This window comes from Methylobacterium sp. W2, from assembly GCF_020662345.1.
In the GTDB taxonomy this organism is placed as follows: Bacteria; Pseudomonadota; Alphaproteobacteria; order Rhizobiales; family Beijerinckiaceae; genus Methylobacterium.
On the sequence record NZ_VMOA01000012.1, the window covers coordinates 101,005 to 127,169 of the forward strand.

The window sequence follows — 26,165 nt, forward strand, 5'->3', positions numbered from 1 at the left end:
CTCAGTGATCGTTCTCCGTGGTCAGCGAACCGAGCCGCGTGCCTTCGTCCCCACCCGACGCGCGCAGGCCGACACCGCTCTCGCTGCCTTCGTGAAAGACGATGCCGGCAGTCATGAGGACACTTCTCAGCGCCTCGATCCAGCCCGATGCCGGATCGCCGGTGCCATTCTCGAAGGCTTTTACGTCCTGCTCGGCCAGACCGACCTTGGCCGCGAGATCCGCCTCAGACCAGCCCAGCATGCCGCGAGCGGCCCGCGATTGCGCCGGGCTCATTGTGTTCGGCCCTGCCTCGCCGCGTCCGTTCTCGTCCAATCCCGACACAGGAAGCTCTCCGTCATGCAATGGCGCTCGAAGCGCGCCAGCCTCTAAGCTGCTTTAACGAGGCTCGCAGCGGGATTGTTCACGTAGAGTGAGCGTGGAGCGACGTTTGGAAGGGGATGACAAGGAAAACTCACGATAGACAGTCTTGACCATATTTGTGCTGGAATCTTATCCGAAGGGCGTCCGTACGCTGTCCAGGCGAGCTTCGTCCGACACGGAGCTCCGCACGGAACGCGCGGCCCGAACTCTTGCCACCGGGACGCGGTGCGCGACCATGCGAGTTCGATTGATGATGACGAAGGAGGGCCTGACGATGAGAGCGATGCTGTTCGCCGCGATGGCTTGTGCCGCGACGGCGGGGATGCTGGCGACGGGCGCAATGGCGCAGGGATCCAACGTCACCGGCTTCGGTAAGGACAATCGCGAGAAGCCCGAGAAGAAGCAGTACGTTCCGGCGGCCAAGGCCCAGGAGAAGATGTTTCCGCTCGATGCGACCTGGACCGCCGTGAGCCTGAACGGCAAGCCCTTCAACGGCAATGATCGGCCGAGCTTCATCATCGATAAGCAGTACCGCGCCCGCGGCTACGGCGGCTGCAACACCTTCGCCGCCACGGCCTTCCCCCTGCGCGAGCAGCACCTCGCCGTCGGCCCCCTCGCTTTGACGAAGAAGCCCTGTGACAAGGGTACTGGTGCCAGCGAGCAGGACTTCTTCATCGCCCTGCGCACCGCCGCCCAGTGGGATCTCGTCGGATCTCAGTTGGTGATCAAGAGCCAGAAGGGCGAGTTGAAGTTCGACCGCGCGCTTTAAATCTCGACGCAACACGGCCGGTCACCGGGCGCCCTCCCTTGGGCGAAAAGGCGCTGCGTTGAATGTTTCGCGGGCGACAGGCCCACTCGGCTGACTCCGATGGAACCGAGGCGGGAGAGCGCAAAGACGGCGCGTCGCCCCCATCCGGTCGACATATGAGCAGCGACGACGGTGCAGGCGGGACCGTCCGATGCCCTGCCTACGCCCTCGGTGCCCATCCGTCAGGCGCCTCGACACTGGCTCCATCGCAAATGTCGGCTTCGCTTTAAGACCGTGTTGACGACGATCCGAGGTCTCCGGCTCGGCTTTACCCCTCGTTCAATGCCCCCGTCGCCTTCTGCCGCTCGCGGTTGAGGCGAGGGAAGCGAAATGGTGAAGCGACTGGAATGGGGGACGGGGAGCGTCGTCCGCAGCGGCGCTCGCGAAGAGGCGGTCTATACCTGCCCGCCGAGCCTGCATCCGGGCGCCTTCCGGATCGCGCTGTCGACGCCGCTCTGCGCGACTCTGCTCGTACTCTCGGCGATGGTCCTGTTCTCGTGAGCGCCGCCTGATCCCGGCATTGATCGCGCGCGACCGCCCAGAAAATCCCGAACGATAGGCCGCGCGCGGCATCGCGAGAACAACATTCTCTCAATGCGACATCAAGCAAATCAATATTTCTACTGTCGATTCCGATTGTTGCAGACAGAGAAGATTTGTCTTTGCCCTGCGGCCATTGCCGATTGCCTCGCATAGAGCGACACGATATCCCGGCGCACACCGAGCGCAAGGCCTGTCGAGGCCTTCGCAATGCGTAAGAGCCGATCAGGAGACCTTGTCATGGCCGACACCAGCCCCTCGCAGACCCGCAAACCCGGCCACGGCCATATCTACGGCTCGATCACCGAGACGATCGGCAACACGCCCCTGGTCCGGCTCAACCGCATCACCAAGGAACGCGGCGTCGATGCCGAGATCCTGCTCAAGCTCGAGTTCTTCAACCCGATCGCGAGCGTGAAGGATCGTATTGGCGTCAACATGATCGACGCCCTCGAAGCCTCCGGCCAACTGAAGCCGGGCGGCACGCTGGTGGAGCCCACCTCCGGCAATACCGGCATCGCCCTGGCCTTCGTGGCGGCGGCGCGCGGCTACCGTCTGATCCTCGTCATGCCCGAGACCATGTCCCTCGAACGCCGCAAGATGCTGGCTTTCCTCGGAGCGGAACTGGCCCTCACCCCCGGCCCGCAGGGCATGAAGGGCGCGATCAGCAAGGCCGAAGAACTGCTCAACGAGATTCCCGGCTCGATCATGCCGCAGCAATTCTCGAACCCGGCCAACCCGGAAATCCACCGCAAGACCACGGCCGAGGAGATCTGGAACGACACCCAGGGTCATCTCGACGCGTTCGTCGCCGGTGTCGGCACCGGCGGGACGATCACGGGTGTCGGCAGCGTGTTGAAGCCGCGCCTGCCGAACCTCAAGGTCATCGCCGTCGAGCCGACCGATTCGCCCGTCATCTCCGGCGGCCAGCCTGGCCCGCACAAGATCCAGGGCATCGGCGCTGGGTTCATCCCAGGCAACCTCGACCGCGAGGTCATCGACGAGGTGATTACGGTCTCGAACCAGGAAGCCTTCGACACCGCCCGGCTTCTTGCCAAGCTCGAAGGCATCCCCGGCGGCATCTCCACCGGCGGCAACGTTGCCGCAGCGCTGAAGCTGGCGGCACGGCCTGAGTTCCAGGGCAAGCGCATCGTCACGGTGGCCTGCTCCTTTGCCGAGCGTTACATCTCGTCGGCCCTGTTCGAGGGCATCTGACCTTCGCGGGGCGGCGCCCGCGTCGCCGTTCTCTCTTCACGAGGCGTCCCGATGCTCGCGCATCGGGACGCCTTTTTTCTGATCTTCCCTCCGCGTGACCGGACTTTGCGGCCAAAGCAACCTCCCACCGCGTCGAAGGGTTGAGTCCTCAAGATTGGGAGGACTTCATGACCAGCGCCTCACGCCCTTCGCTCAAGAACTTCGACGCCTACACCGATCGCAACGGGCAGGATCTCGGCCAGGACGAGGCCCGCGATATCGGTCTGCCCGCGCGAACGCAGCACGACCTGAAGAGCGACCCGTCCGGCCAAGCCGAGACTGCTCGGATAGCCTCTGGAACCCCCGGCTCGGATGCCACGGATGAAACCGAGGCCGAGGTGCCGGCGGAGAACATCCGCGCCATCGGCGATGCCTCGCAGAAGGCGCCCGCACCACGAGGGGATGCCAAGGAAGGCATCGATCGCGCCACGGCGTCGGTCGGCACGGACGAGGAGGGTTAGATGTCGGATTTCGACAAGAACCCCACCGACGCTGCCACCCGCAAGCCCGATGACGTCGGGAGCCAGGGCAAGCCTGCCGTAGGGGGTGGCCATCAGACTGCTGAGCAGGCGGAGATCACCGGGATCGACGCTGGCGGCCTCACCGATGCTGATCGGAAGACAGATTGGAATGAGGACGCCGACAACGCAGGGCGCAACCCGACCCCCGTCGGTGGCTCGTCGGACGGTCAATCCGACCGCAAGCGGTGAAGGGTTTAAGGCAGAGGCAGCGACGACGCTCTGAAAGGGGAGGAAACAGCCATGGCGGACGATGCGGACAAGGACAGTAAATCACCTGGAGAGAAGCCGGCCAATTCGGCTCCGGATGCAGTGATGGACCCGAACGAGAAGACCGAGGGCAAACCGGGACAAGGGCCTGAAGGCGACAAAAATCCCGACGACGAGACCGATCCCGGTGGCGGCTGACGGATATTGATGAAGAAGGGCGCGTCCTCGGATCGGGCACGCCCTTTTTCATGTGGCTAGCGAAGGGCGTTGAGCGGATCAGCGGGACGGGTACTGTATCCCAAAGGGAGACAGACGCCATGAATGCCCCCGATTCGGTCGCCGGAGACGCGAAGACGATCTACGACCGGGACCTTGACCGAAACCCGGCCAATCACCAGCCTCTGACACCGCTGAGTTACCTCGACCGGGCGGCGCGGGTGTTTCCCGACCATGTGGCGGTGATCCATGGTGAGTTGCGCCGAACCTATGCGGAGCTCTACGAGCGCAGCCGGCGTCTTGCGGCGGCCCTCAAAGCACGGGGCATCGGTCGGGGCGACACGGTGGCGGTTATGCTCGCCAACACTCCCGAGATGATCGAGTGCCATTACGGAGTGCCCATGACCGGCGCGGTGCTCAATACCTTGAACACCCGTCTCGACCCGGCTGGTCTCGCCTTCTGCCTCGACCATGGCGAGGCCCGGGTGCTGATCACCGACCGGGAGTTCAGCCGGGTCGTCGGCCCCGCCCTGGAGCAAGTCGGAGCGAGGCCCCTCGTCATTGATGTAAACGATCCGGTGTTCACCGGCGAGGGCACGGCGATCGGCAGCCTCAGCTACGAGGCCCTGCTGGCCGAGGGCGATCCGGCGTCCGACTGGGCAATGCCGGCGGATGAGTGGGACGCGATCTCGCTCAACTACACCTCGGGCACCACCGGCGCCCCCAAGGGCGTCGTCTATCATCATCGCGGCGCGGCGCTCCTGTCCCTCGGTAACGTGATCACCGGCCAACTCGGGCAGCACCCGGTCTATCTCTGGACCCTGCCGATGTTTCACTGCAACGGCTGGTGCTTCCCCTGGACCCTGTCGGTGGTCGCCGGCACCCATGTCTGCCTGCGCCAGGTCCGGGCCGCAGCGCTCTACGCAGCAATCGCCGAGCACGACGTGACGCATCTCTGCGGCGCGCCGATCGTGATGCAGCTCCTGCTCAACGCCTCGGATTCCGAGCGCCGCCCCCTGCCCCGCCGGGTGGCCTTTCTCACGGCCGCCGCGCCGCCGCCCCAGGCAGTGCTCGCTGCCATGGGGTCCGCCGGCTTCGACGTCACCCATCTCTACGGCCTCACCGAGACCTATGGCCCGGCCGTCGTGAATGCCTGGCACCGGGACTGGGACGCGTTGGATGCCGACGCGCGTGCGGAAAAAATGGCGCGCCAGGGCGTGCGCTACCCCGTGCTCGAAGGCTTCGACATCCGCGACCCCGAAACCTGCGAATCGGTGCCGGCCGATGGACAGACCATGGGGGAGGCGATGTTTCGCGGCAACGTGGTGATGCGCGGCTACCTGAAGAACCGATCAGCGACCCAGGCCGCCTTCGCGGGCGGTTGGTTCCGCTCCGGCGACCTCGGGGTCAAGCACCCGGACGGCTACATTCAATTGAAGGACCGCTCGAAGGACATCATCATCTCGGGCGGCGAAAACATTTCCTCGATCGAGGTCGAGGACGCCCTGTTCCGTCACCCCGCCGTCTCCGCCGCCGCGGTCGTCGCCCGCCCCGACGAAAAGTGGGGTGAAACCCCCATGGCCTTCGTCGAATTGAAGCCCGACGCCACCGTGGAGGCCGACGCCCTCATCGCCTGGTGCCGCGAGCGGCTGGCTGGTTACAAGCTGCCCCGCGACGTTGTGTTCGGAGAATTGCCCAAGACTTCGACGGGGAAGGTACAGAAGTATCTCCTGCGGGAGCGCGCGAAGGAGGGGTGAGCCGAGCGACGGTCCCGTCCGTCGCCTATCGCCGAGGGGCCTCGAACCTGCGATGGACCAGAGCTGTTTCGTCCGCCGTCAGGCTGTAGATCGTCTCGATCATCCGATCGAGACCGGACCGAACCTCCCGGAAGCGCTGTGTCGCGTCCGCCCGGATCTTCACGCTCGGATTGGCATTGAGCTGCACGCCCAGCTGGATCAGGTGCCCGACCTGCGCGACGATCGCGGCGTGGGTCCGCGCCTCGCCGGCATCCCCAAGGTCGAGCAGCTTGATCGGCAGGGCGGCGAGTTCGTTCGTCCCGACATTGTTGTTGGAACTGGTGAGCTGGAAGCGCCATTGCAGCAGCCGACTGTTCAAACAGGCGAGAATGTACTCCGGCGACAGGCCACAGGTCGGCGCGACGACGACGGAGTTGGTCGAGTCGGCGAAGTACCAATCCGGCTCCGAGAGCGTCGCGACGATCCGGTGCTTCTCGTCGACGCCGGTGATCCTCTGGGTCGCGATACGGCGGATGCCGACCGGGTCCGGCGTGCGGTGGGCTTGCTCGTACCGTGCGCGATCGAACCATTCGACCCGCCCCTGGCTCAGGGTGCGATGGATCGCGTAGGCTGAGACCTCGACACCCTTGAGCAGCTTGCTGTGCCGGGGATTGTCCGTGATGAAGGTCCGATAGATCGTCTGGTTGATCTCGCCGCGCGTGATCCGGATGCCCTCGATGCCGTCGAGGCGTGCGACCGAATTCAACTGATGAAGCTTCTTGGCCAGTTCCCATGAGACTTGATCGGTGATCGGGATCGGCAGGCCCAGAGGATCGATGGCTGCCAGTTCAGAACGTCGCATCACGACATCCTGGGACGGATCATCGAAGGACGCCCGGGGATAGACGTGGAGACCGATGGGCGGGTTATGCCTGCGCCGGGACGAGGGGCGCTTGCGGCCTCCGACGATCACCGTCGACAGCTTGGCGTCGTAGAAGACGCGATGCTGGCGGATATCCTTTTGCGGAAAGGCGCGTGCGTTTAGTTCGTCGAGCTGATCCAGGACGGACAGGCGCGTCGCCTTGCAACTAAAATCCGCCAGGAGCGCCATGGGCACGATCATGCCCAGGTAGCCGTTATGCCTGACGAGTTGCAGGCTCTGGATCAGGAAGAACCGGAACAGGTTCAGCTTGCCGCCCTTGGCGGCATCCAGCCGGTCCGTCTTCGCAAGATAGGCGCGGAAAACGTCGTGGGGCCAGGACGCCGCGCCGCGTTCCTTCTCGATGACGTCGTAGGGCGGATTACCGATGACCGCGTCGAACCAGCCGCGCGCATACACGTCCGGGAACGCCGTCTCCCAGGAGAAAGGCCGCGCCTCGACGATCCGCAGGGCGGCTGGCAGAAGCGCATAGGCATCCGTTCCAAGGAGGCTGTTTCCGACGTGGATGTTGCCGGACAGGTCGGGCAGAAACGTTTCGTTCGGGAACAGGAGCCTCTGCCGTCCCAGCGTGGATTGTGTCTCGCCCTCTAGGATCTTGAGATAGATCGACATCTCCGAGACTTCGACCGCCTGCCGGTCGATATCGACGCCGAAGATGCAATCCTTGGCGATACGTTTCTTGAGCTCGCTGGTGAGCTTCAAGTCGCCGTGCGCGTCGAGATAAACGGATCTCCCGTCGCGCTTGTCCACATTCAGATGGTAATAGTGGATGTGGGCCTGGAACAGCTTCTCCAGCGCCCGGATTAGGAAGGTTCCAGACCCGCAAGCCGGATCGAGCACCCGGATCCGGCGCATCTGTTCCGGTGTCCGGCCTTCAAGGAGCGGCGCCAGGGCGCCGTCTACGATGTGGGCGACGATGTGTTCAGGCGTATAGAAGACGCCGCCCTGTCGGCGGATCTCGGGCTTCGCGGTGACGTTTCCCTTTTCGTCGATGATCGAACCGAGGAAGCGCTCGTAGACCGATCCGAGAATCTCGATCGGCAGGGTGCTGAAGAGGTAGGGAGATTCATCTCCCGCGAGGTGTTCGATGAAATCGGCGAGCCAGCGGTCGTCAACCACGCAGGTCTCGACGAAGTGGGACGGCGCTCCGGCGCGCCCGTAGAGCCCCCCGTTGAAGGCTGCCCGCATGTTCGCCTGATTACCGACGATCAGGGGCCACAACGCACCCTTCCGGCATCCGTGCCGCTCCCAGAGGGCCAGGGCCTGCCGGAGCGGCTGGAAGGTGTCGATGTCGCGGTCCTCGCAGACCCGCTGGAAGATGAGCCGGTCGAGGATGACCTGGACGGCCTCGTTGATGGAATCCACATCCCAGCGCAGGGCGGCGTTGTTCTTGATCAGGGACTTGGCGAGCCGGGCGCGCTCGCCTTCAAGATAATGCAGGAAGTCGGTGTCGACGGTCCTGTTCCGGTCCGGCTTGATCAGCCAGAGCTGCCGTTCGGTTCGGGACAAGACCTTGGGAAGGTCTTGGATGAACGCTTCCAGGGACCCCGCCGCGACCGCCTGACGCGAGAGCAGGTCCCAGATCTTGGGAGCCGCCGCTAGATAGTCCTGATAGCAGAGGCGCCAGCCCGGCACGACGCTGAACGGTTTTTCGCGACTCGGCTTTCCGCCGACAACGAACAGGTTCAACTCGTCGAAGTTCGTCGTCAGGCCGATCCAGAGACGCAGGTTGTAGACGTAGTTCTGAACTTGGAAGCGATGGTTCTCTAACTTTTCGGGAAACTTCTTCGCTTCACAGACGAAACGATCGAACCCGCCGATACGGAAAACGTAATCCGCCTTCCCATTGATGACGCCGTCATAGGCCCTGTACTCGACCCGCACGTCCCGCATGAAAGGCGGATCGTCCTTGGTGTTTCGGACGTCCCAGCCCAAGGCCTCGAAGAACGGATCGAGGTATTCGTTCCGCAGGGAATACTCGTCCAGGCCCCTGCGATACTCCGGCCGATATCTCTCGAAGCGCTGGCATAACCGACGCAGGACGTCGATGAAATGATCGAAGTCGGCTCCACGTTGCACGTCCATCCGCACCGCTCCGATTGAACACCCTGTCTTGGTTTTTCGGTGGCTCTAGCGATGCCCTCCGGGCGATCGCCTCAAGGGATGGAGCAGGGCGGGAGGTTCGAGGCCGGATCGTTGGGCCGATGGCGCGGCAGGTCCGGGGCCGGAGGGGCGGAGCCCCCCGGCACGAAGGGTCGGGCGGGAGCAGTTTTTGAAAACGGCGCCCTTCGACCGGCGCCATCCGGGCGGACGCGGATCGTCGCCGTCATCGGCACGCGATCCGCGCCAACGCGCTCTCAGGCCGCCGAAGCCTGCTGATCCGGAATCAACGATCACGAACTCGGTCTGCATAAACCAACCTAACGTTTGCTATAGATAAATTCTAGGTGGTATCGCTCCGATATCCCCGGGGCTGCTGGCTGCCTCTTTCCGAAACGTTCGGCGGGCGCGATGCCCCAAACGAAAAAGGCCGGGCACTGGGCCCGGCCTTCTCAAAGCGGTGAGACGATGGGGTCGCTTACGCGACGCCGCCCGAGCGCTCGAAGCGCTTGCGCTCGTTCGGATCGAGGTAAGTCTTGCGCAGGCGGATCGACTTCGGTGTGACTTCCATTAGCTCGTCGTCCTGGATCCAGGCCAGCGAGCGCTCCAGGGTCATGCGGATCGGAGGGGTGAGGCGCACGGCCTCGTCCTTCGAGGTGGTGCGGATGTTGGTGAGCTTCTTGCCCTTGAGCACGTTCACCTCGAGATCGTTCTCGCGGTTGTGCTCGCCGATGATCATGCCCTGGTACACCTTGGCGCCGGGCTCGATCATCATCGGGCCACGATCTTCCAGGTTCCACATGGCGTAGGCCACGGCCTCGCCCTTGTCGTTCGAGATCAGCACGCCGTTGCGGCGGCCGGGCATCTCACCCTTGTAGAGCTCGTAGGCCTTGAACAGGCGGTTCATGATCGCCGTGCCGCGCGTGTCGGTCATGAGCTCACCCTGGTAGCCGATGAGGCCACGGGTCGGCGCATGGAAGACGAGGCGCAGGCGGCTACCGCCGGAGGGCCGCATTTCGATCATCTCGGCCTTACGCTCGGACATCTTCTGCACGACGACGCCCGAGTACTCCTCGTCCACGTCGACCACGACCTCCTCGACCGGCTCGAGGACGTTGTCGTTCTCGTCCTTGGAGAGCACCACGCGCGGACGCGACACGGCGATCTCGAAGCCTTCACGGCGCATCGTCTCGATCAGGATGGCGAGCTGCAACTCGCCGCGGCCAGAGACGAAGAACGAATCCTTGTCGGCGGCTTCCTCGATCTTGAGCGTGACGTTACCCTCGGCCTCCTTGAACAGGCGGTCGCGGATCATGCGGCTCGTGACCTTGTCGCCCTCGGTGCCGGCCAGCGGCGAATCGTTGACGATGAAGGACATGGTGACGGTGGGCGGATCGATCGGCTGGGCCTGGATCGGGGTCTCCACCTGCGGGTCGCAGAAGGTGTCGGCGACGGTGCCCTTCACAAGGCCGGCAATGGAGACGATGTCGCCCGCCTCACCGATGTCGATGGGCGCGCGCTCCAGGCCACGGAAGGCGAGAATCTTCGAGACACGGCCGGTCTCCACGAGCTTGCCCGTGCGGTCCATGACCTTGATGGCCTGGTTCGGCTTGACGGTACCGGACGCGATACGGCCGGTGATGATGCGGCCGAGGAAGGGGTTGGCTTCGAGCAGGGTGCCGAGCATCCGGAACGGACCCTCTTCGACCTTGGCCTGGGGCACGTGAGAGAGCACGAGGTCGAAGAGCGGCGCGAGGCCGTCTTCCTGGGATCCGTCGGGGGACGTCGCCATCCAGCCGGCACGGCCCGAACCGTAGAGGATCGGGAAATCGAGCTGGTCGTCGGTGGCGTCGAGAGCGGCGAAGAGGTCGAACACCTCGTTCACCACTTCCGTGATGCGGGCATCCGGACGATCGACCTTGTTGATCGCCACGATCGGCTTCAGGCCGATCTTGAGGGCCTTGCCGACCACGAACTTGGTCTGGGGCATCGGGCCCTCGGCGGCATCGACGAGGACGATCACGCCGTCCACCATCGAGAGGATACGCTCCACCTCGCCGCCGAAATCGGCGTGGCCGGGGGTGTCGACGACGTTGACGCGGGTATCCTTCCAGACGACCGAGGTCGCCTTGGCCAGGATGGTGATGCCGCGCTCCTTCTCGAGATCGTTCGAATCCATCGCGCGCTCTTCGACGCGCTGGTTGTCTCGGAACGACCCCGACTGGGACAGGAGCTTGTCGACGAGCGTCGTCTTGCCGTGGTCGACGTGGGCGATGATGGCGATGTTGCGAAGCTTCATAAGGTATCCGGCAGCGAGAAGAGCCCGTCACGCGACGGGCCGCAGGGATGCGGCCGGCAGCGCCGGGTCACGGGATCGAGCTATCGCGTCGCAATATAAGGTGTCGGGCGTTCCGGCAAGGGGCATGGGCCACGTGTCTGCCACTCATCTCATAAGGCCCCGCGCACCACAGCTTCGAGTCCGACGCTTCATGCGCAGAATCGGCGAGGTCCGGTGATGCTGCCCTGTGAGCCACATACAGTCTGCCGCGCAGGAACGGGACGCCCTTAGGCGACCGTTCGCTTCCGGCTTGACCTGAACAACGGCGCCAATGAGCTGAGGAACGCCAGCAGGCCGAAAGACAACGTCCTGCGTCCGTCAGAGCAAATCGGCGCTCGCAGCGCGAGGCGGCGCGCCGCCTATTACTCGCCTGTCCTGCACGCGTTTGCGTCGATGCTCGATGCGTAGGCGCCCATGATCGCCGCCAGCAACCCTGGAAAGCGGGATTCCACCTCGGCGCAACGTGAGCGGTTCCGCATCTCCACGCCGTGACGCTCGCAGTGGATCAACCCAGCCTCACGCAGCACCTTGAAGTGGCTGGAGAGCGAGGATTTCGGGATGATCCGGTCCCCCATCGCGGACAAGGCCGAGCACGCCTCGACGCAGCCTGCGCTCCTGATCCGCGCGAAGATCACCGCGCGGCGAGGATCGGACAGGGCGTGAAGGATCGCTTGCGGCTGGATGTCCTCGATCGCGGGGTGAAACAGGGGCCTCATAATTCGTCCATATGGGGGCTTGATCTTCGCTTGATTAGTTCCGAAGTTCCGAACTAAGGAACATAGGCAGCCAGTCCGGAGCCAGTTCCTGACGAAGGATAGCACACATGTCGAAGCTTGACGGGAAGGTGGCCGTGGTGACCGGCGCATCGAAGGGCATCGGTGCGGCAATCGCGAAAGCCCTGGCGAAGGACGGCGCGGCTGTCGTGGTCAACTACGCATCGAGCAAGGGCGGAGCCGACGCCGTGGTCGAGGCCATTACTTCGGCCGGGGGCAAGGCCATCGCAGTTCAGGCGGACGTCTCCAAGGCCGCCCAGGCACAGGAACTGATCGAGGCGGCGGTGCAGCGGTTCGGCCGACTCGACGTGCTGGTCAACAATTCCGGCGTCTATGAATTCGCGTCGATCGAGGACATCACCGACGAGCATTATCGCCGGCTCTTCGACGTCAACGTGCTCGGCGTCTTGCTGGCGACCCAGGCGGCGGCGAAGCATCTCGGAGAAGGCGGCAGCGTCGTGAATATTTCTTCGGCGATCACGCACGTGAACACGCCGAGTGCGGCGGTCTATGCCGGAACCAAGGGCGCCTTGAACGCGATCTCGGGCGTCCTCGCCAACGAGCTCGCCCCACGCAGAATCCGGGTCAACGTGGTCAGCCCCGGCTTTGTGGTGACCGAGGGCACCCACACAGCCGGCATCGTCGGCTCCGATATGGAAGCCGGGTTCATCGCGCAGACGCCGCTCGGCCGGGCCGGCCAGCCGGACGATATCGCCGAGGTCGTCTCCTTCCTCGCTTCCGACGATGCCCGTTGGTTGACCGGAGAGAACATCACCGCCAGCGGCGGCATTCGCTGACGCGAGGCAACACAGACCGCGCGTGCTCCGGCTGCAGGGGCAGGCGCGGGAACACAGGCCGCGACGCCCGCGCCTATCGCCCGAGCGCCTCGGTCCCGCACCATTCGGCCACGAACAGTGCCATCGCGGTGGTGATCCGCTTGACCGAAGCAAGGCTGACACGTTCGTCGAAACCGTGAATGTTCTCGCTGATCGGCCCGTAGCACAGCGCCGGAACCCGGTCGTAGAGGGCGTGTACGCGGGTATCGAGATAGCTCGGCGACATGAAGCTCTGGAGGTCGGTCCCCGTGGCCCGCTTGTGGGCGGCAGCGAGCACGGCCTCGGCCTCCGAGCCTTCTTCCAGTTCGTAGCCTTCCGAGAAGAACCCATTGAAGGCCACCACCGGCGGCGTCTTTGCCAGGAATGGGTCGGTCCGGGCGAAATCCGACACCGTCGCCTCGATCTCGCGTGCCGCATCCGCCGCGCCGATGCCGGGATAGATCGCGATCCGGCACGCGATCCGGCACCAGGCGGGCACCGATGACGCCCAATCGCCCCCCTCGATCCGGCCGACATTGAGGTTGATCGGATGCGCCTCGCCCTCGAAATGGCGGCGCCCCGCCTTGCGGGCGTTCCACGATTCCTCGAGTTCGCGCAGGGCCCCGATCACCCGATAGGCCGCGTCGATGGCGTTGGCCCCCGCCCCCATCTCGCGGACATGGACGGGCGTGCCCCGCACCTCGACTGTGAACCACAGCACGCCGGTATTGGCGCGCACGAGCTTCTCGTCCTCGGGCTCGGGGATCAGCACGGCATCGGCCCGGTAGCCGTGCAGATGCGTCATCAGGGCACCGTTGCCGGTGGATTCCTCCTCGACCACGGACTGGACCGTCACCGTGGCAGCCGGCTGAAGCCCGATCCGCGTCAGCGCGCCCAGGGCGAAGAGGTTGGCGGCGTGGCCGGCCTTCATGTCGGCGGCCCCCCGGCCGTACATCCAGTCACCCCGGATCACGGGATCGAAGGGCGGATGGCTCCACAGGTCGAGGGGGCCGGGGGGCACGACGTCCACATGTGCCTGCAGGATCAACGAGCGGCCGGTCTCATGGCGGGGCCGGTGGATGCCGACGACGATGGGCGCGTCGGAATGGTCAGGCGCGATCCGTCCCCCGCCAGGATGCGCGGCAATGGCCGCATGATCCATGCGGACCCGCTCCATGGCATAGCCGCGGTCCCTCAGGCAGCGAAAGACGTGGTCCTGAATCGTGTGCTCGGCGCCCCGCACCGAGCCGAACCGGACGAGCGCCTGGATATGGGCCACCTGATCGGCGAAGCCCCGTTCCACGGAGGCGGCGATACGGTCCGCGAGAGCAGGGTCGAGCGCCATCGATCGTCCTTGTGAATGCCTGTCGAACAGCCTTCACATAGACCCATCCGGCCAGGCGGGAACCCGCCGCTAGCTCAGACGAAGAACGCGGTGGCCAGGGCGAGGGGAAGTGCGGCGATGGCCGCCGGGCGGATCCAGACCGGGCGATAGGACATCAACGCCACGACAATGAGCGCGGCCCCGGTAAGTGAGCCGAGCCATTGCACCGGACCAAAGTTCCAGTCCGCCGTGGCGACGGCAGCCGCGAAGGCCAGGGCAATGAAAAGCCAGCCCGCCACGCGAAACGCCCCGTCCCGGCCCCGAGAGGGACGCCCGTGGAACAGGGTCCGGCCATGCCGGTCCATGCTCAGGCAGAGGCAGGCGAGACCGGAGAAGCTCAGGAGTGAGGTGAGGGATACGGCAACGGGCGTCATGCTCGGACGAGATCTCCGGTGGTACGGGCGGCCTCTATCTGCGCCCCCTGCTGTCGCCCGAGCTTGCGCGCGCCGAAGAGGAAGACCAGCGCGAGCGCCACCATGGTAAGGTTGAAACCCAGGAAGTCGGCACGCCATCCCGTCTGTGCCCAATCGACCAGGGGGATGGCGAGGAAGAGGAGCGCGGCGGCATAACTCATCTCGCCCCATGCCCGGCGATGCGGGCGAGCGAGCGGGATCAGGGCAGCGATGAACCAGCTTCCGAAGAACATGCCTCCTTCCCAGGATTCCCTGGCGGCCCATTCCACCGGAACGAGGCGGTTGGCGAGGAAGAGCGCCGCCATGCCGATGGGCAGGCCGAGGATCGTGCCGATGTTCAGCGCATGAACGACGCGCCAGCCGGGGGCGGGACGGACAACGCCCTTCGGCGCCCGCGCCACGGTCCACAGGACGAGGCCGGTGGCGATGGCGGCACAGCCCATCAGGCCGGACAGGAAGAACAGGATGCGCAGGGCCGGCCCGGCGAAATGCGCCTCGTGGAGGCCGACGAAGCTCGTATAGGCATGTGCCGCCGGCTTCAGCGGCCCGGTCCGTTCGACCAGCTCCCCGGTCACCGCATGGAAGGCGATCTGCGGATGGCGATGGGCGAGCCCATGGGGCTCCTCGAACACCGCCACCACGGTGGCATTGGCGTCACCGGGATTGTTGATCGAGACCATCTCGAGCGGTTCGCTCACCTCGGCCTGGGCGCGGCGGATGAGAGGACCGAGCGGCGCCGGCTCGGCCGGCTTGCCCTCGGCGACCCGCCAGGCCGGCATCTGGCCGGACTCGACGTAAAAGCGCAGCTCGTCGCCCTTGTAGACGCTCACCATGCCCCAAGGCATGTACATAAGCGCGAGCGAGACGATGCCCGTATAGGTGATCATCAGGTGGAACGGCAGCGCCAGAACACCGGTGACGTTGTGCGCGTCGAGCCAGCCGCGCTGGGCGGATCTCGAACGCCGGAAAGTGAAAAAATCGGCGAAGATCCGGCGATGAGTGACGATGCCGCTGATGAGGGCGACGAGCAGGACCATCGCGCAGATGCCGACGATCCAGCGGCCGAGGGCCGGGGGCATCTGCAATTCGTAGTGGAAGCGGTAGAAGAAGTCGCCGCCCTGCGTGGCCCGGGCCTCTGTCGGCGCGCCGGTCTCGGGATCGAGGAGGGCCTTGCCGAACTCGCCGTCCGGCGTGACCATCCAGTACGCGCCGATATACGGCTTGTCGGGCTGCGGCACGCCGACGAACCAAGCCATGGCCTTCGGCGCATGGGCCTTGAGATGAGCGACGCCGAGTTCGGCCGCGCGAACCACGTCGTATTCCGACTGCGCCCGGAGCTCGGGCCGCATCCAGAGCGAGATATCGGACTTGTAGTAGGTGGCGGTGCCGGTGACGAAGACGGCGAACATCACCCAGCCGGTGACGAGCCCCGCCCAGGTGTGCAGCCACGCCATCGATTGGCGAAACCCCTGCTTCATGCGGGTTGCACCGCGCTACCGAGGGCGAGCCAGAGACCAGCGCCCAGGCACAACGCCGGCAGCGCCAGTCCGATCGCCGCGCGGGCGAGGGTACGGGCGGAGAAAACCCAGATCACCGCCCCCGCCATGATCGCGAAGCTCGCCAGGGTGGCGGCGGCAACGGCCTCCGAACGGTCGAGGGGCAAGGTCAGGGACAGGAAGGCCGTGGCGATGGCCGCGAGAGCATAGCCTCCGAAGACCGCGAGGAGGGTCCGGCCCGCCACCATCAGGCGGTAGCGCCCCTGCGATCGCCGTGCATTCGGCTTGGTCGAATCTGTCATCGGCAGGCAGCACCGGATTGCGAGGAGCGAACGGCAGGCGGGCTCGGCAATGCAACGCCAGCGAAACGAATGGCCTCGACGCCGCGACGACCGGCAGTTTCATCGAAATGCCGATCACCCATTGCTATACAGAGCCTCGTCTTGCCCGGGCAATCGCTATGTTATGGAACGATTCCAAGCACGGCGAGCGAAGCGAGGAAGGTGAACCGCGAGCCCGACGCGGATCGGTGCGGTCGCCGGGCGACTCCTGCGAGTGCGACTTGCGGGTGCGAGCGGCACGCCTGTAAAACCCTCGCCGACTGGCGGGGAACCGGGCGCGATGGACGATACGCTCGAGGTGTCGGAAGGGGCTCGCACGCGTTGCGGTCTCGCCTGCACGATCGCCGACCATGCCAGCGTCGCATCCTGGCAAAACGGGATTCCGCTCATCCGGGACATCACCGTGACCCATGGCGGCGAGGCCGATCTGTCCGATGTGGCGCTCCGCATCTCGGCAATACCGCCGCTGTTCCGCCCCCTTGTCCTGCCGATCCAGAAAATCGCGGCGGGGGGCCTTCAGCGCATCGATGCGCCGGATCTGCGGATCGACGGAGCGATCCTCGCCGGATTGCGGGAGAGCCGGCTCTGTACCGTCACGCTGACGTTGACGGTGCCACCCGAGGGGAGCGATCGGGCGGGCGAACTCGCCCGGGAGGAGTTCGATCTGCGGCTCCTTCCTCCCTCCCATTGGGGAGGCGCGGATGCGGCGCCCGAACTGCTCGCGGCCTTCGTGAGACCGAACGATCCGGCGGTTGACGGCATCCTGCGCTCCGCCGCCGCGATCCTGGAACGGGCACGGCGGAGCACCGCCTTCGACGGCTATCGCAGCGGAAGGAGGGCCAGGGCCTGGGAGATGGCGGAGGCGATCCATGCGGCGATGGCGGCCCTGCGGATCACCTACATCCTGCCGCCCGCGAGCTTCGAACGGTCGGGACAGAAGGTCCGCGAGCCCGGCGCGATCGTGGAGCGGCGGCTCGCCACCTGCCTCGACCTCACCCTGTTCTGGGCCGCCTGCTGCGAGCAGGCCGGACTCAATCCGCTCCTGATCCTCACCCGCGATCACGCGCTCCTCGGGCTGTGGCTCGTGGACGAGACCCTGCCGGAAACGGTCGGCGACGACGCCCAGGCCCTGCGGAAGCGCCGTGACCTGCAGGAACTGATCCTGATCGAGACCACGGTTCTTACAGCCGATCCGCCAGGGAGTTTCGCGGATGCGGTGGCGGCCGGCGCGCGCCTGATCGATGCGGATGCCGAGTCCCCCCTGGAGATGGTCCTCGATCTGCGGCGCGCCCGGCTGTCCGGCATCTCGCCCCTCGATACGGGCGAGCCCGGCGCACGGGCGGTGGCGCCGGAAATCGCGGCTCCGCTCGCCCAGGCGCTCGGCACGCCGCCGTCCTTCGTCGAGGATCGTCCCGCCGCCCGCATCGACCCACCCCGGCGGGAGCCCCGCGACCGGCTCGAAGCCTGGAAGCTGCGGCTCCTCGACCTGACCCTTCGGAACAAGCTCCTCAACTTCAAGGCGGGCAAGGGATCGCTCATCCTCGATTGTCCCGAGCCGGGAGCGTTCGAGGACGCCCTCGCGGCGGGCCGCGCCTTCCGGCTCGTTGCCCGGCCCGCCCCCGAGGCGATGGTCGGCGCAGCGGACCATGACCGGGGCGAGATCGCCGCCGATGTCGGGGCGGAGGAGCTGGAGGCCCGCCTCACCGACCTGTTCCGGCTCGCCCGTGGCAGCTTCGAGGAGGGCGGCGCCAACGTCCTGTTCCTCGCCTTCGGCTTCCTCACCTGGACGCGGGGCGGCGGCATGCCGCCCGCCCGTGCGCCGCTGCTGCTGGTGCCGGCGGCCTTGACCCGCGCCAGCGTCCGCGCCGGTTTCCGCCTTGTCCGCCATGACGAGGAGGCACGCCTCAACCCGACCCTGCTGGAGATGCTGCGCCAGGATTTCGACCTCGACATGCCGGATTTCGCCGATGGCTTGCCGGGCGACGAATCCGGCATCGATGTCGAGGGCATCTGGCGGATCGTGCGCACCCATATCCGCGACCTCAAGGGGTTCGAGGTCACGACCGAGGTGGTGCTCTCGGCCTTTTCCTTCACCAAGTTCCTGATGTGGAAGGATCTGAGCGAGCGCACGGACCTCCTGAAGCGCAGCCCGGTAGTCCGCCACCTCCTCGACACGCCAAAACAGGCCTACGGCGACGCGACGGGCTTTCCCGTGCCGGAGCGCCTCGATGCGGAGCATCCGCCCTCCGGCATCTTCACGCCGCTGCTCGCCGATTCCTCCCAGGTCTCGGCGATCCTCGCGGCGGCCTCGGGCAAGGATTTCGTGCTGTTCGGGCCGCCCGGCACCGGCAAGAGCCAGACCATCGCCAACATGATCGCACAGTGCCTGGCCCTGGGGCGCACGGTGCTGTTCGTCTCGCAAAAGAGCGCGGCCCTGGAGGTGGTGCGCCGGCGCCTCGACGCGGTGGGACTGGGCGCCTGCTGCCTCGAAGTCCATGCAGCCAAGGCCCAGAAGACGCACGTCATTGCGCAGTTGCGCGAGGCCTGGACCGCGAGGGGCGGCGAGAGCGTCCCCTGGGAGGACGCGGCCACCGATCTCCAGCGCCGCCGGGAGGGCCTGAACGGCGTGGTGGAGAGCCTGCATGCCACCCGTCCGAACGGCCTCAGCGCCCACGCGGCCATGGGGCGGGTCATTGCCGACCGGCAGGCCGGCCGGGACGGGCTCAGCCTCGCTTGGCCGAAGGACGCGACCTCCGCGCCCGGCCACCGGGACAGCCTGCGCGCCCAGTGCCATGAGCTTGCCGCCCTTCGCCCCATCGTCGGCGACATCGCGAACCATCCCCTCCGGGGCATCGGCGCGATCGCCTGGTCGCCCCTGTGGCGGGCCGAGATGGAACAGGCTGTTCCCGAACTCGCCCGCACCCTGCCGGACTTCGCGACCTCCGGCCTGCGTTTCGCCGAGGCAATGGGGCTCCAGCCCCTCGGCCGGACCTATGACGGCCTGCGCGCCCTCTCCTCCCTCGCCGCCGCCCTGTTCCGACCGGAGGCGCGGATGGGCCTGCGCTTCCTCGGCCCCGGAGGCGCGGCCTTGCGCCAGGCCGTCGAGGCCCGCCGTACCCGGCAGGATGAGCTCGCCCGGCTGAACGCCCGGCTCTTCGTCCCCTACGCCCCCTCGGTGTTCGGCAGCGACCTCGACCGCCTGATGGCGGAGTGGCGCGCGGCGAAAGCCTCGAATTTCTTCCTTCGGGCCCGGCGCCTCAGCCGGGTTCGCGGCCTGCTCACCCCCTTCGCGCAAGAGAGTGCGCCGGAGGATGTGGGGCCGGACCTCGTCACCCTCGCCGAGATCAAGGCCCTGCAGGCGGCACGGCCCGCTCTGGCGGAGGTTCTGGCGAGCGCCGCGGCGGAGCTCGGACATCCCTGGTCGGATCCGACGGCCCCCGCCGACCTGTTCACCGCCCCAATGGCCTGGGCGACGCGGCTCGCACCGGTCATCGCCACCATGGCTCCGCTCGTGGGAGGCCCCGACATCGTCCGGGCGAGGCTCGCCGAGTTCCTCGACGCGGAGGATGGCCGTCTCGAGGCCGGAGGCGGCCTCGCCCTGGCAAAGGACGAATTCGCCGCCCGGAGAGGCGCCGCCGTGAAGGCGATCGAGACGCTCGGGCGTCTGGCCGGCAGGGCCAAGCCCGACTGCCCATTGGAGACGGAGGCCGATTGGGTGGCCGGCACCCTCGCCGTGGCGGAACGCTGGCAGAAGGCGCTGCCCAAGGCGCAGGCCTGGGCGAGCTGGCAGAGGGCGGTGAGCGAGGCGACGAAGGCGGGACTCGGTCCGCTCGTCGCCGCGATCGAGGCCGGAACGCTGCGGGACGACGCCATTCTCGCGGCCTTCGAGGGCGCCTATGCGCGCTGGTGGATCGACCACGCCGTCACCGACGATATCCGCCTGCGCGATTTCATGGGCCAGCGCCACGAGGACGCGATCCGGGGCTTCGGCGAGGCCGATTCCCGGCACTCCGGCCTTGCCGGCGCGGCGGTGCGTGCCCGTATCGGCGGCGGCGTGCCGCTCGCCGGCGCCTTCGGCACCGACCCCGAATGGGGCACGCTGGCCCGCGAAATCACCAAGCGCGCCAGGCACATGCCCCTGCGCCAGCTCTTCGCGCGGATGCCGAACGCGCTGACCCGCCTGACCCCCTGCCTCATGATGAGCCCGCTCTCCATCGCCCAGTACTGGCCGGCCGAGGCGAAGCCCTTCGACATCGTCATCTTTGATGAAGCCTCGCAGATCGCCCCCTGGGACGCCATCGGCGCCATCGCACGGGGCCGGCAGGTGGTCATCGTCGGCGATCCGGAGCAATTGCCGCCCACCAATGTGGGCGATCGCGGCGTCGACGAGATCTCGGACGGCCTCGACGTCGCCGACCAGGAAAGCATCCTCGACGAGTGCCTGGCTGCGCACCTGCCGCAAAGGTGCCTCGCCTGGCACTACAGAAGCCGCCACGAGAGCCTCATCGCCTTCTCGAACCGGCACTATTATCGCGGCGACCTCGTCACCTTCCCCTCCCCCGTCACCGAGGACCGGGCGGTGCGGCTGCATTACGTGGCCGATGGCCTCTACGAGCGCGGCGGCGCGCGGGTGAACCGGCCGGAAGCGCGCGCCCTGGTGGCGGAGGTGGTCGCCCGCCTCACGGCCCCGGCCTTCGCGGCGGAGGAACGGTCACTTGGCATCGTCACCTTCAACGGCGAGCAGCAGCGACTGATCGAGAACCTGCTCGATGCCGAGCGGCGGGGAAGGCCGGAGCTAGAGCGGTTCTTCGACGGGCGGACCTGGAAGGAGCCGGTCTTCGTGAAGAACCTCGAGACCGTGCAGGGCGACGAGCGCGACGTGATCCTGTTCTCGGTGGCGGCGGGTCCCGACGCGGCGGGCCGGATCACTGGGCAGATCAGCTCGCTCAACCGCGAGGGCGGACACCGCCGCCTCAACGTGGCGATCACCCGCGCCCGGCGTGAACTCGTGGTTTTCGCCTCGATGCGGGCCGATCAGGTCGATCTCGGCCGCGGCAGCGCCCGCGGGGTGCGCGATTTCAAGCACTTCCTCGATTTCGCCGAACACGGAGCCCGTGCCTTGGAGACGGCGGCCGCGCCGACGGGGGGAGACATCGAATCGCCGTTCGAGGGCGCAGTGATGGCGGCTTTGGCCGCACGGGGCTGGAGAATCGTGCCGCAGGTGGGCGTTTCCGCCTTTCGGATCGACCTCGGCATCGTCCATCCCGACGCTCCGGGTCGCTACCTCGCGGGAGTCGAATGCGATGGGGCGACCTACCATCGGGCGGCCACGGCGCGGGACAGGGACCGCCTGCGCGAATGGGTGCTCACCGACCTTGGGTGGCGCATCCACCGGGTCTGGAGCACCGATTGGTGGAACGATCCGCAAGGCGCCCTCGACCGGCTCGACCGGGCATTGCGGGCCGATCTCGACGCCGACAGGGCGCAACCGGAGCCGGTGGTGCTTGAGCCGGCCATGCCTGACGTTCCTCAGGCGGAGCCCCCCGGCCTCTATGAACCGGCGGACTTGTCCGGCTTCTCTCCCGATCCCGCCCGGTTCCACGACCCCGATTACGAGGCCACCCTGGCGGCGATGGCGACCGAATTGGTCACGCGCGAAGGCCCTGTTTTCGCTGACATTCTCGCCGAGCGCCTTGTGCGGGCCCACGGCTTTTCCCGGATCACCGCCCGCCTGCGCCAGCGCGCGCTCGGGGCCGTCGATCCCCGCTGCCCCCACACCAGCGAGGGCGACCGCATCGTCCTCTGGCCGGAGGCCGCCCCTGCCGGGCCGGTGAGGTTCCGTCCGGCGGGAGGGGAGAACCGGGCGCCCGCCGACATCCCGCTGCAGGAGCTCGCAGGCCTCGCCCGCGACCTCGATCCGGCACCCGGCATCGAGACGCGGATGGCCGCGCATCTCGGCCTCGGCCGGATGAGCGAGGCGGTACGCGCCCGCTTCGCTCAGGCCGCCTCGCTCGCGCGGGAGAGCGAAGCGCCGGGCCCGAAACCCGTCGGATGAGACGGGCCAATCCACCGCCACGCGAGGGCCCTTTCGACCGCCATGCGACAGGCTTTCTAGCGGTACGCGACATGAAAAAGCCCCGTCTGGTTAGACGGGGCCGATGGCGGTGACGTTGGAGCCGTTCGGGCTGAGGTTCAGGCCGCGCGCTTCAGGGCTTCGGGGGCGTTGTCGTTCACGAGGACGAGCTCGCCCGCCGTCACCGTGGAGGTGCTGGTCGTGGGGGTCAGGCGATCGGCCACGAAGGCCACCAGGGAGATGTTGGCGGCAGCGGCGACGGCGACGGCGGTGAGAATGAGAGCGGTCATATCGGTGTTCCTCGGGGCGATGCGTTTGCGTTGCAGCATGTATGACAGCCTCCCCACCGCTCTGGTATACCAAACGCCAAATACCACTCATGCAGCCAGTGCATGAAATGCATTATATTATTCCGAGCCCTGCGTTTGCCGCACTATGATGCACAGTGCACGGACGGCTCCTTCCAGCCGCATCCGATCCGAAAGAAGAGACCCGATGTTCCGCTCCCCCTTCGCCGTCGTCGCCCTTCTCCTCGCGGCATGGTCGCCCGACGCTCGGGCAGAAGATGCGAACCGGGTGCGTGCGATGAACGCGGTCAGCGACCTGGCGCGGGCGCACCGCGAGCGGACGGACACGCTCCGACGTATGGAGACGGTTCAGCGCGACCGGGCTCGGGCGGACGACCGGGCCCGGCGCAATGCCGAGCGGGACAGCCGTTCAATGCGACGCTTCGACCGCTGAGCCGGCATCGTCGGGAGGGCGGGCGGCGCACCGGAACTCCGTCTCTCGGATCTTAGTCGATGTGTTTTTTCTAAGGCTTCACTTCATCCTGACTTGCCGCGTAGCGGCGTTGAGGGAGGTTTCCAGGACCGCTTCGGCATCTGGACGCCTCCTTCGAGGCCCTTTTCTCAAGCAAGGGGCACCTCAGGATGAGGTGATCGGCTTGGACGATCTACGTTTGCATCAGCATTCGCCGAGAAAACGGATCAAACTGAAGTCTACTGGATTTACCCATCCGCTCGACAGCTGTTCCCGCTATCCAAGAGAGTTCGGCCTAAGGCGCACTCGCAACACCCCGTCATCCTGGGTCCGCGCAGCGGAGCCCAGGATCCAGAAACACAGGTGGTGCCGGACTTTACGCCCTTGGCGCCTCTGGATTGCACGCCTCTGGCGCGGCCCTCCGGGTCTGGGCTCGCCTGTGGCGACCCGAAATGACGTCGTGGTGCGTAGCCCCTTGCGGGAAGGAGGTGGAGGTGGGGGTCGCCCCGCCAGCCTCAGCCGGGTGAGGGTCACCCAACCACCCCCACTCCTAACCTCTCCCCACAAGGGGGAGAGGGACGCGGTCTGCCTGGCAAAAGCCGTTCGGAAAGCCGCGATGTTCCGGCCGTACTCTCACTCGTCGGTCGAAAACATCTCGTCGAAGGAATAGCCGGAGCCGCGCACGGTGCGGATCGGGTCGCTCTGGCGTGGGCGGTTGATCGCCTTGCGCAGGCGGCCCACATGCACGTCCACCGTGCGCTCGTCGATATAGACGTCGTGGCCCCAGACCCCGTCGAGGAGCTGCTCGCGCGAGAACACGCGGCCGGGGCTCTGCATCAGGAATTCGAGGAGCTTGAATTCGGTGGGACCGAGATGGATCTCGCGGCCCTGCCGGCGGATGCGGTGGCTGACGCGGTCGAGCTCGATATTGCCGGCGATGAGCAGGTCCGCCACGTGGCTCGGCTTGGCCCGGCGCAGGAGCGCGCGGACCCGGGCGAGCAGTTCCGGCACCGAGAACGGCTTGACGATGTAATCGTCGGCGCCGGTGCCGAGGCCGCGGATGCGGTCGCCCTCCTCGCCGCGCGCCGTCAACATGATCACCGGCAGCCGCTCGGTCTCGCGCCGGGCGCGGATGCGGCGGCACAGCTCGATGCCGGACAGGCCGGGCATCATCCAGTCGAGGAGGACGAGGTCGGGAACCTGCTCCTGAAGGCGCAGATCGGCCTCGTCGCCACGCGCCGCGGTATCGACGACGAAGCCCTCCGCTTCGAGGTTGTAGCGAAGGAGAAGGGTGAGGGCCTCCTCATCCTCGACGATCAGGATGCGCGTACTCATGCGGGTGTTTTCAGGGTGAGGGCGGCCGTCCCGTCACGCACAGGACGGCCGCGCGACGATCGTGCCGGAATGGCCCGACCGGAGGGAGGGTCAGGCGCTGGCGGGCAACGACACGGTGGCGTAGTTCGATGCGTCGTTCTTCGGGCGATCCTGTTCGGCCAGATCGTTGGTGCCGGTGACGAGGTAGTGGATCGTCTCGGCGATGTTGGTGGTGTGGTCGCCGATCCGCTCGATGTTCTTGGCGCAGAACAGCAGGTGGGTGCAGAACGAGATGTTGCGCGGATCTTCCATCATGTAGGTCAGCAACTCGCGGAAGAGCGAGTTGTAGAGGGCGTCGATGGAATCGTCGCGCTCCCAGACGTCGAGGGCGGATTTCACGTCCTGGCTCGCATAGGCGTCGAGGACGTCCTTCAGCTGCTCCTGCACCAGGTCGCCCATGTGCTGGACGGCGATGACGATCTTCTGCGGCTGGATCTGCTCGGCGATGGCCACCACGCGCTTGGCCACGTTCTTCGACAGATCGCCGATCCGCTCAAGATCGTTCGAGACGCGGATCGCCGAGACCGTCTCGCGCAGGTCGATGGCGAGCGGCTGGCGCTTGGCGATGAGCAGGATCGCCCGCTCCTCGATCTCGTGCTGGAGGGCGTCGAGGCGCTTGTCGGCACCGATCACCGCCTGCGCCAGGGGCACGTCCCGGCGCACCAGGGCGTTGCCGGAATCGGTCATCATCTTCTCGGCGATCCCGCCCATCTCGGAAATCGAGCGGCGCAGGTTTTCCAGTTCCGTGTCGTAGGAACTGACGATGTGGTTGGGCATGCTCGCACTCCTCGACCGAGGCCGCCCTGGGCAGCCTGCATCGCGTAGGATCGGGACCGGTGCCGCGGAACGCGGCCCCGGCGGGCTCAGCCGAAGCGGCCGGTGATGTAGTCCTGGGTCTGGCGCTTCTCGGGGTTCATGAAGATCCGCGTGGTCGGGCCGAACTCCACCAGCTCGCCGAGATACATGAACGCCGTGAACTGCGAGATGCGGGCCGCCTGCTGCATGTTGTGGGTGACGATGACGATCGTGAACTCGGAGCGCAGCTGCTCGATCAGTTCCTCGATGCGGCCGGTGGAGATCGGGTCGAGGGCCGAGGTCGGCTCGTCGAACAGGATCACCTCGGGGCGCTGGGCCACGGTGCGGGCGATGCAGAGGCGCTGCTGCTGACCGCCGGACAGGCCCATGCCGGACTGCTTGAGCTTGTCCTTCACCTCGTCCCAGAGGGCGGCCTTGCGCAAGGATTCCTCGACGCGGACGTCGAGATCGGCCTTGGGCAGCTTCTCGTAGAGGCGCAGGCCGAAGGCGACGTTGTCGTAGATCGACATCGGGAACGGCGTCGGCTTCTGGAACACCATGCCGATGCGCGAGCGCAGCTCGTTGAGATCGACCTTGGAATCGAGGACGTTCTGGCCGTCGAGGAGGATCTGCCCCTCGGCGCGCTGCTCGGGATAGAGGCTGTAGATCCGGTTGAAGGTGCGCAGGAGGGTCGACTTCCCGCAGCCGGACGGGCCGATCAGCGCGGTGACCTGGCGGTCGTGGAAGTTGAGGTTGACCGACTTCAGGCCGTGGAACGAACCGTAATAGAAGTTCAGGTCCTTCACGGCGATGCGCACGGGGGCCTGCTCGTCGGCCTTGTGGCGGCCGGTCAGCTGAGCTTGCGTGATCGCGGGAGCGGCGTTCATCGGGTGCGTGTACTTGTCGAGGGCGGGAGGGGAC

22 protein-coding genes are annotated in these 26,165 nt (G+C 66.5%); 10 read left to right on the plus strand and 12 right to left on the minus strand.

All coding sequences use genetic code 11. The annotated features are described in order from the left end of the window. Position 1: 1 nt before the first annotated feature. On the minus strand, positions 2 to 322 hold the full coding sequence (locus FPV16_RS09085) for an XRE family transcriptional regulator (protein ID WP_227437884.1): 321 nt from the start codon (positions 320 to 322) through the stop codon (positions 2 to 4). A 313-nt stretch (positions 323 to 635) separates the two neighbouring features. Here FPV16_RS09085 and FPV16_RS09090 point away from each other — a divergent pair, with 313 nt between their 5' ends. From FPV16_RS09090 to FPV16_RS09120, 7 genes are all read left to right on the plus strand, one after another. Beyond that, complete coding sequence (locus FPV16_RS09090; protein WP_227437905.1) at positions 636 to 1,130, plus strand: META domain-containing protein; 495 nt, start codon at positions 636 to 638, stop codon at positions 1,128 to 1,130. A gap of 369 nt (positions 1,131 to 1,499) precedes the next feature. Next, the gene (locus tag FPV16_RS09095) at positions 1,500 to 1,670 is read left to right on the plus strand and encodes a hypothetical protein (protein WP_227437885.1); all 171 of its coding nucleotides are present in this window, start codon (positions 1,500 to 1,502) and stop codon (positions 1,668 to 1,670) included. Between the two features lie 279 nt (positions 1,671 to 1,949). After that, positions 1,950 to 2,924, plus strand: a complete 975-nt coding sequence (cysK, locus tag FPV16_RS09100; RefSeq protein WP_227437886.1) for a cysteine synthase A — start codon at positions 1,950 to 1,952, stop codon at positions 2,922 to 2,924. Between the two features lie 167 nt (positions 2,925 to 3,091). Then, positions 3,092 to 3,424, plus strand: a complete 333-nt coding sequence (locus FPV16_RS09105; protein ID WP_227437887.1) for a hypothetical protein — start codon at positions 3,092 to 3,094, stop codon at positions 3,422 to 3,424. Further along, on the plus strand, positions 3,425 to 3,673 hold the full coding sequence (locus FPV16_RS09110) for a hypothetical protein (protein WP_227437888.1): 249 nt from the start codon (positions 3,425 to 3,427) through the stop codon (positions 3,671 to 3,673). A gap of 51 nt (positions 3,674 to 3,724) precedes the next feature. Continuing rightward, positions 3,725 to 3,889: a hypothetical protein gene (locus FPV16_RS09115; RefSeq protein ID WP_227437889.1), complete on the plus strand. Its 165-nt coding sequence runs from the start codon at positions 3,725 to 3,727 to the stop codon at positions 3,887 to 3,889. Between the two features lie 119 nt (positions 3,890 to 4,008). Next, positions 4,009 to 5,664, plus strand: a complete 1,656-nt coding sequence (locus tag FPV16_RS09120) for an acyl-CoA synthetase (RefSeq protein WP_227437890.1) — start codon at positions 4,009 to 4,011, stop codon at positions 5,662 to 5,664. Positions 5,665 to 5,689: 25 nt separating this feature from the next. Here the strand turns inward: FPV16_RS09120 and FPV16_RS09125 are convergent, their stop codons facing one another. The 3 genes from FPV16_RS09125 to FPV16_RS09135 all read right to left on the minus strand — a co-directional run bounded on the left by FPV16_RS09125 (position 5,690) and on the right by FPV16_RS09135 (position 11,737). Beyond that, positions 5,690 to 8,668, minus strand: coding sequence for an Eco57I restriction-modification methylase domain-containing protein (locus tag FPV16_RS09125; protein ID WP_227437891.1), 2,979 nt, complete (start codon positions 8,666 to 8,668; stop codon positions 5,690 to 5,692). Positions 8,669 to 9,161: 493 nt separating this feature from the next. After that, on the minus strand, positions 9,162 to 10,982 hold the full coding sequence (gene typA / locus FPV16_RS09130; RefSeq protein ID WP_027170907.1) for a translational GTPase TypA: 1,821 nt from the start codon (positions 10,980 to 10,982) through the stop codon (positions 9,162 to 9,164). A gap of 401 nt (positions 10,983 to 11,383) precedes the next feature. Next, complete coding sequence (locus FPV16_RS09135; protein ID WP_227437892.1) at positions 11,384 to 11,737, minus strand: ArsR/SmtB family transcription factor; 354 nt, start codon at positions 11,735 to 11,737, stop codon at positions 11,384 to 11,386. 107 nt (positions 11,738 to 11,844) lie between these two features. On the opposite strand from FPV16_RS09135, the gene FPV16_RS09140 reads away from it, so the two are divergent. Continuing rightward, positions 11,845 to 12,591, plus strand: coding sequence for a glucose 1-dehydrogenase (locus FPV16_RS09140; protein ID WP_227437893.1), 747 nt, complete (start codon positions 11,845 to 11,847; stop codon positions 12,589 to 12,591). Between the two features lie 73 nt (positions 12,592 to 12,664). Here the strand turns inward: FPV16_RS09140 and FPV16_RS09145 are convergent, their stop codons facing one another. From FPV16_RS09145 to FPV16_RS09160, 4 genes are all read right to left on the minus strand, one after another. Continuing rightward, entirely contained in the window at positions 12,665 to 13,954 is a 1,290-nt protein-coding gene (locus FPV16_RS09145) for an ArgE/DapE family deacylase (RefSeq protein WP_227437894.1), read from the minus strand. A 74-nt stretch (positions 13,955 to 14,028) separates the two neighbouring features. After that, on the minus strand, positions 14,029 to 14,367 hold the full coding sequence (locus FPV16_RS09150) for a DUF3325 domain-containing protein (protein ID WP_227437895.1): 339 nt from the start codon (positions 14,365 to 14,367) through the stop codon (positions 14,029 to 14,031). Next, positions 14,364 to 15,884 carry a PepSY-associated TM helix domain-containing protein gene (locus FPV16_RS09155; RefSeq protein WP_227437896.1) on the minus strand — a complete coding sequence of 507 codons (1,521 nt, stop codon included), beginning with the start codon at positions 15,882 to 15,884 and terminating at the stop codon, positions 14,364 to 14,366. Before FPV16_RS09155 ends, FPV16_RS09150 begins: the two co-directional genes overlap by 4 nt. Continuing rightward, positions 15,881 to 16,204 carry an iron transporter gene (locus FPV16_RS09160; RefSeq protein ID WP_227437897.1) on the minus strand — a complete coding sequence of 108 codons (324 nt, stop codon included), beginning with the start codon at positions 16,202 to 16,204 and terminating at the stop codon, positions 15,881 to 15,883. Before FPV16_RS09160 ends, FPV16_RS09155 begins: the two co-directional genes overlap by 4 nt. A 319-nt stretch (positions 16,205 to 16,523) precedes the next feature. On the opposite strand from FPV16_RS09160, the gene FPV16_RS09165 reads away from it, so the two are divergent. Continuing rightward, the gene (locus FPV16_RS09165) at positions 16,524 to 22,298 is read left to right on the plus strand and encodes a DUF3320 domain-containing protein (protein ID WP_227437898.1); all 5,775 of its coding nucleotides are present in this window, start codon (positions 16,524 to 16,526) and stop codon (positions 22,296 to 22,298) included. Between the two features lie 137 nt (positions 22,299 to 22,435). Here the strand turns inward: FPV16_RS09165 and FPV16_RS09170 are convergent, their stop codons facing one another. After that, on the minus strand, positions 22,436 to 22,606 hold the full coding sequence (locus FPV16_RS09170) for a hypothetical protein (RefSeq protein ID WP_227437899.1): 171 nt from the start codon (positions 22,604 to 22,606) through the stop codon (positions 22,436 to 22,438). Between the two features lie 205 nt (positions 22,607 to 22,811). Between FPV16_RS09170 and FPV16_RS09175 the strand changes: the two genes are divergently transcribed. Continuing rightward, positions 22,812 to 23,057 carry a hypothetical protein gene (locus FPV16_RS09175; protein WP_227437900.1) on the plus strand — a complete coding sequence of 82 codons (246 nt, stop codon included), beginning with the start codon at positions 22,812 to 22,814 and terminating at the stop codon, positions 23,055 to 23,057. A gap of 651 nt (positions 23,058 to 23,708) precedes the next feature. Here the strand turns inward: FPV16_RS09175 and phoB are convergent. The 3 genes from phoB to pstB form a co-directional block, all read right to left on the minus strand. Further along, positions 23,709 to 24,410: a phosphate regulon transcriptional regulator PhoB gene (gene phoB, locus FPV16_RS09180; protein ID WP_018041942.1), complete on the minus strand. Its 702-nt coding sequence runs from the start codon at positions 24,408 to 24,410 to the stop codon at positions 23,709 to 23,711. A 90-nt stretch (positions 24,411 to 24,500) separates the two neighbouring features. Continuing rightward, positions 24,501 to 25,226, minus strand: a complete 726-nt coding sequence (gene phoU / locus FPV16_RS09185) for a phosphate signaling complex protein PhoU (protein WP_227437901.1) — start codon at positions 25,224 to 25,226, stop codon at positions 24,501 to 24,503. 86 nt (positions 25,227 to 25,312) lie between these two features. Further along, positions 25,313 to 26,131: a phosphate ABC transporter ATP-binding protein PstB gene (gene pstB / locus FPV16_RS09190; protein WP_227437906.1), complete on the minus strand. Its 819-nt coding sequence runs from the start codon at positions 26,129 to 26,131 to the stop codon at positions 25,313 to 25,315. Positions 26,132 to 26,165: the final 34 nt, after the last annotated feature.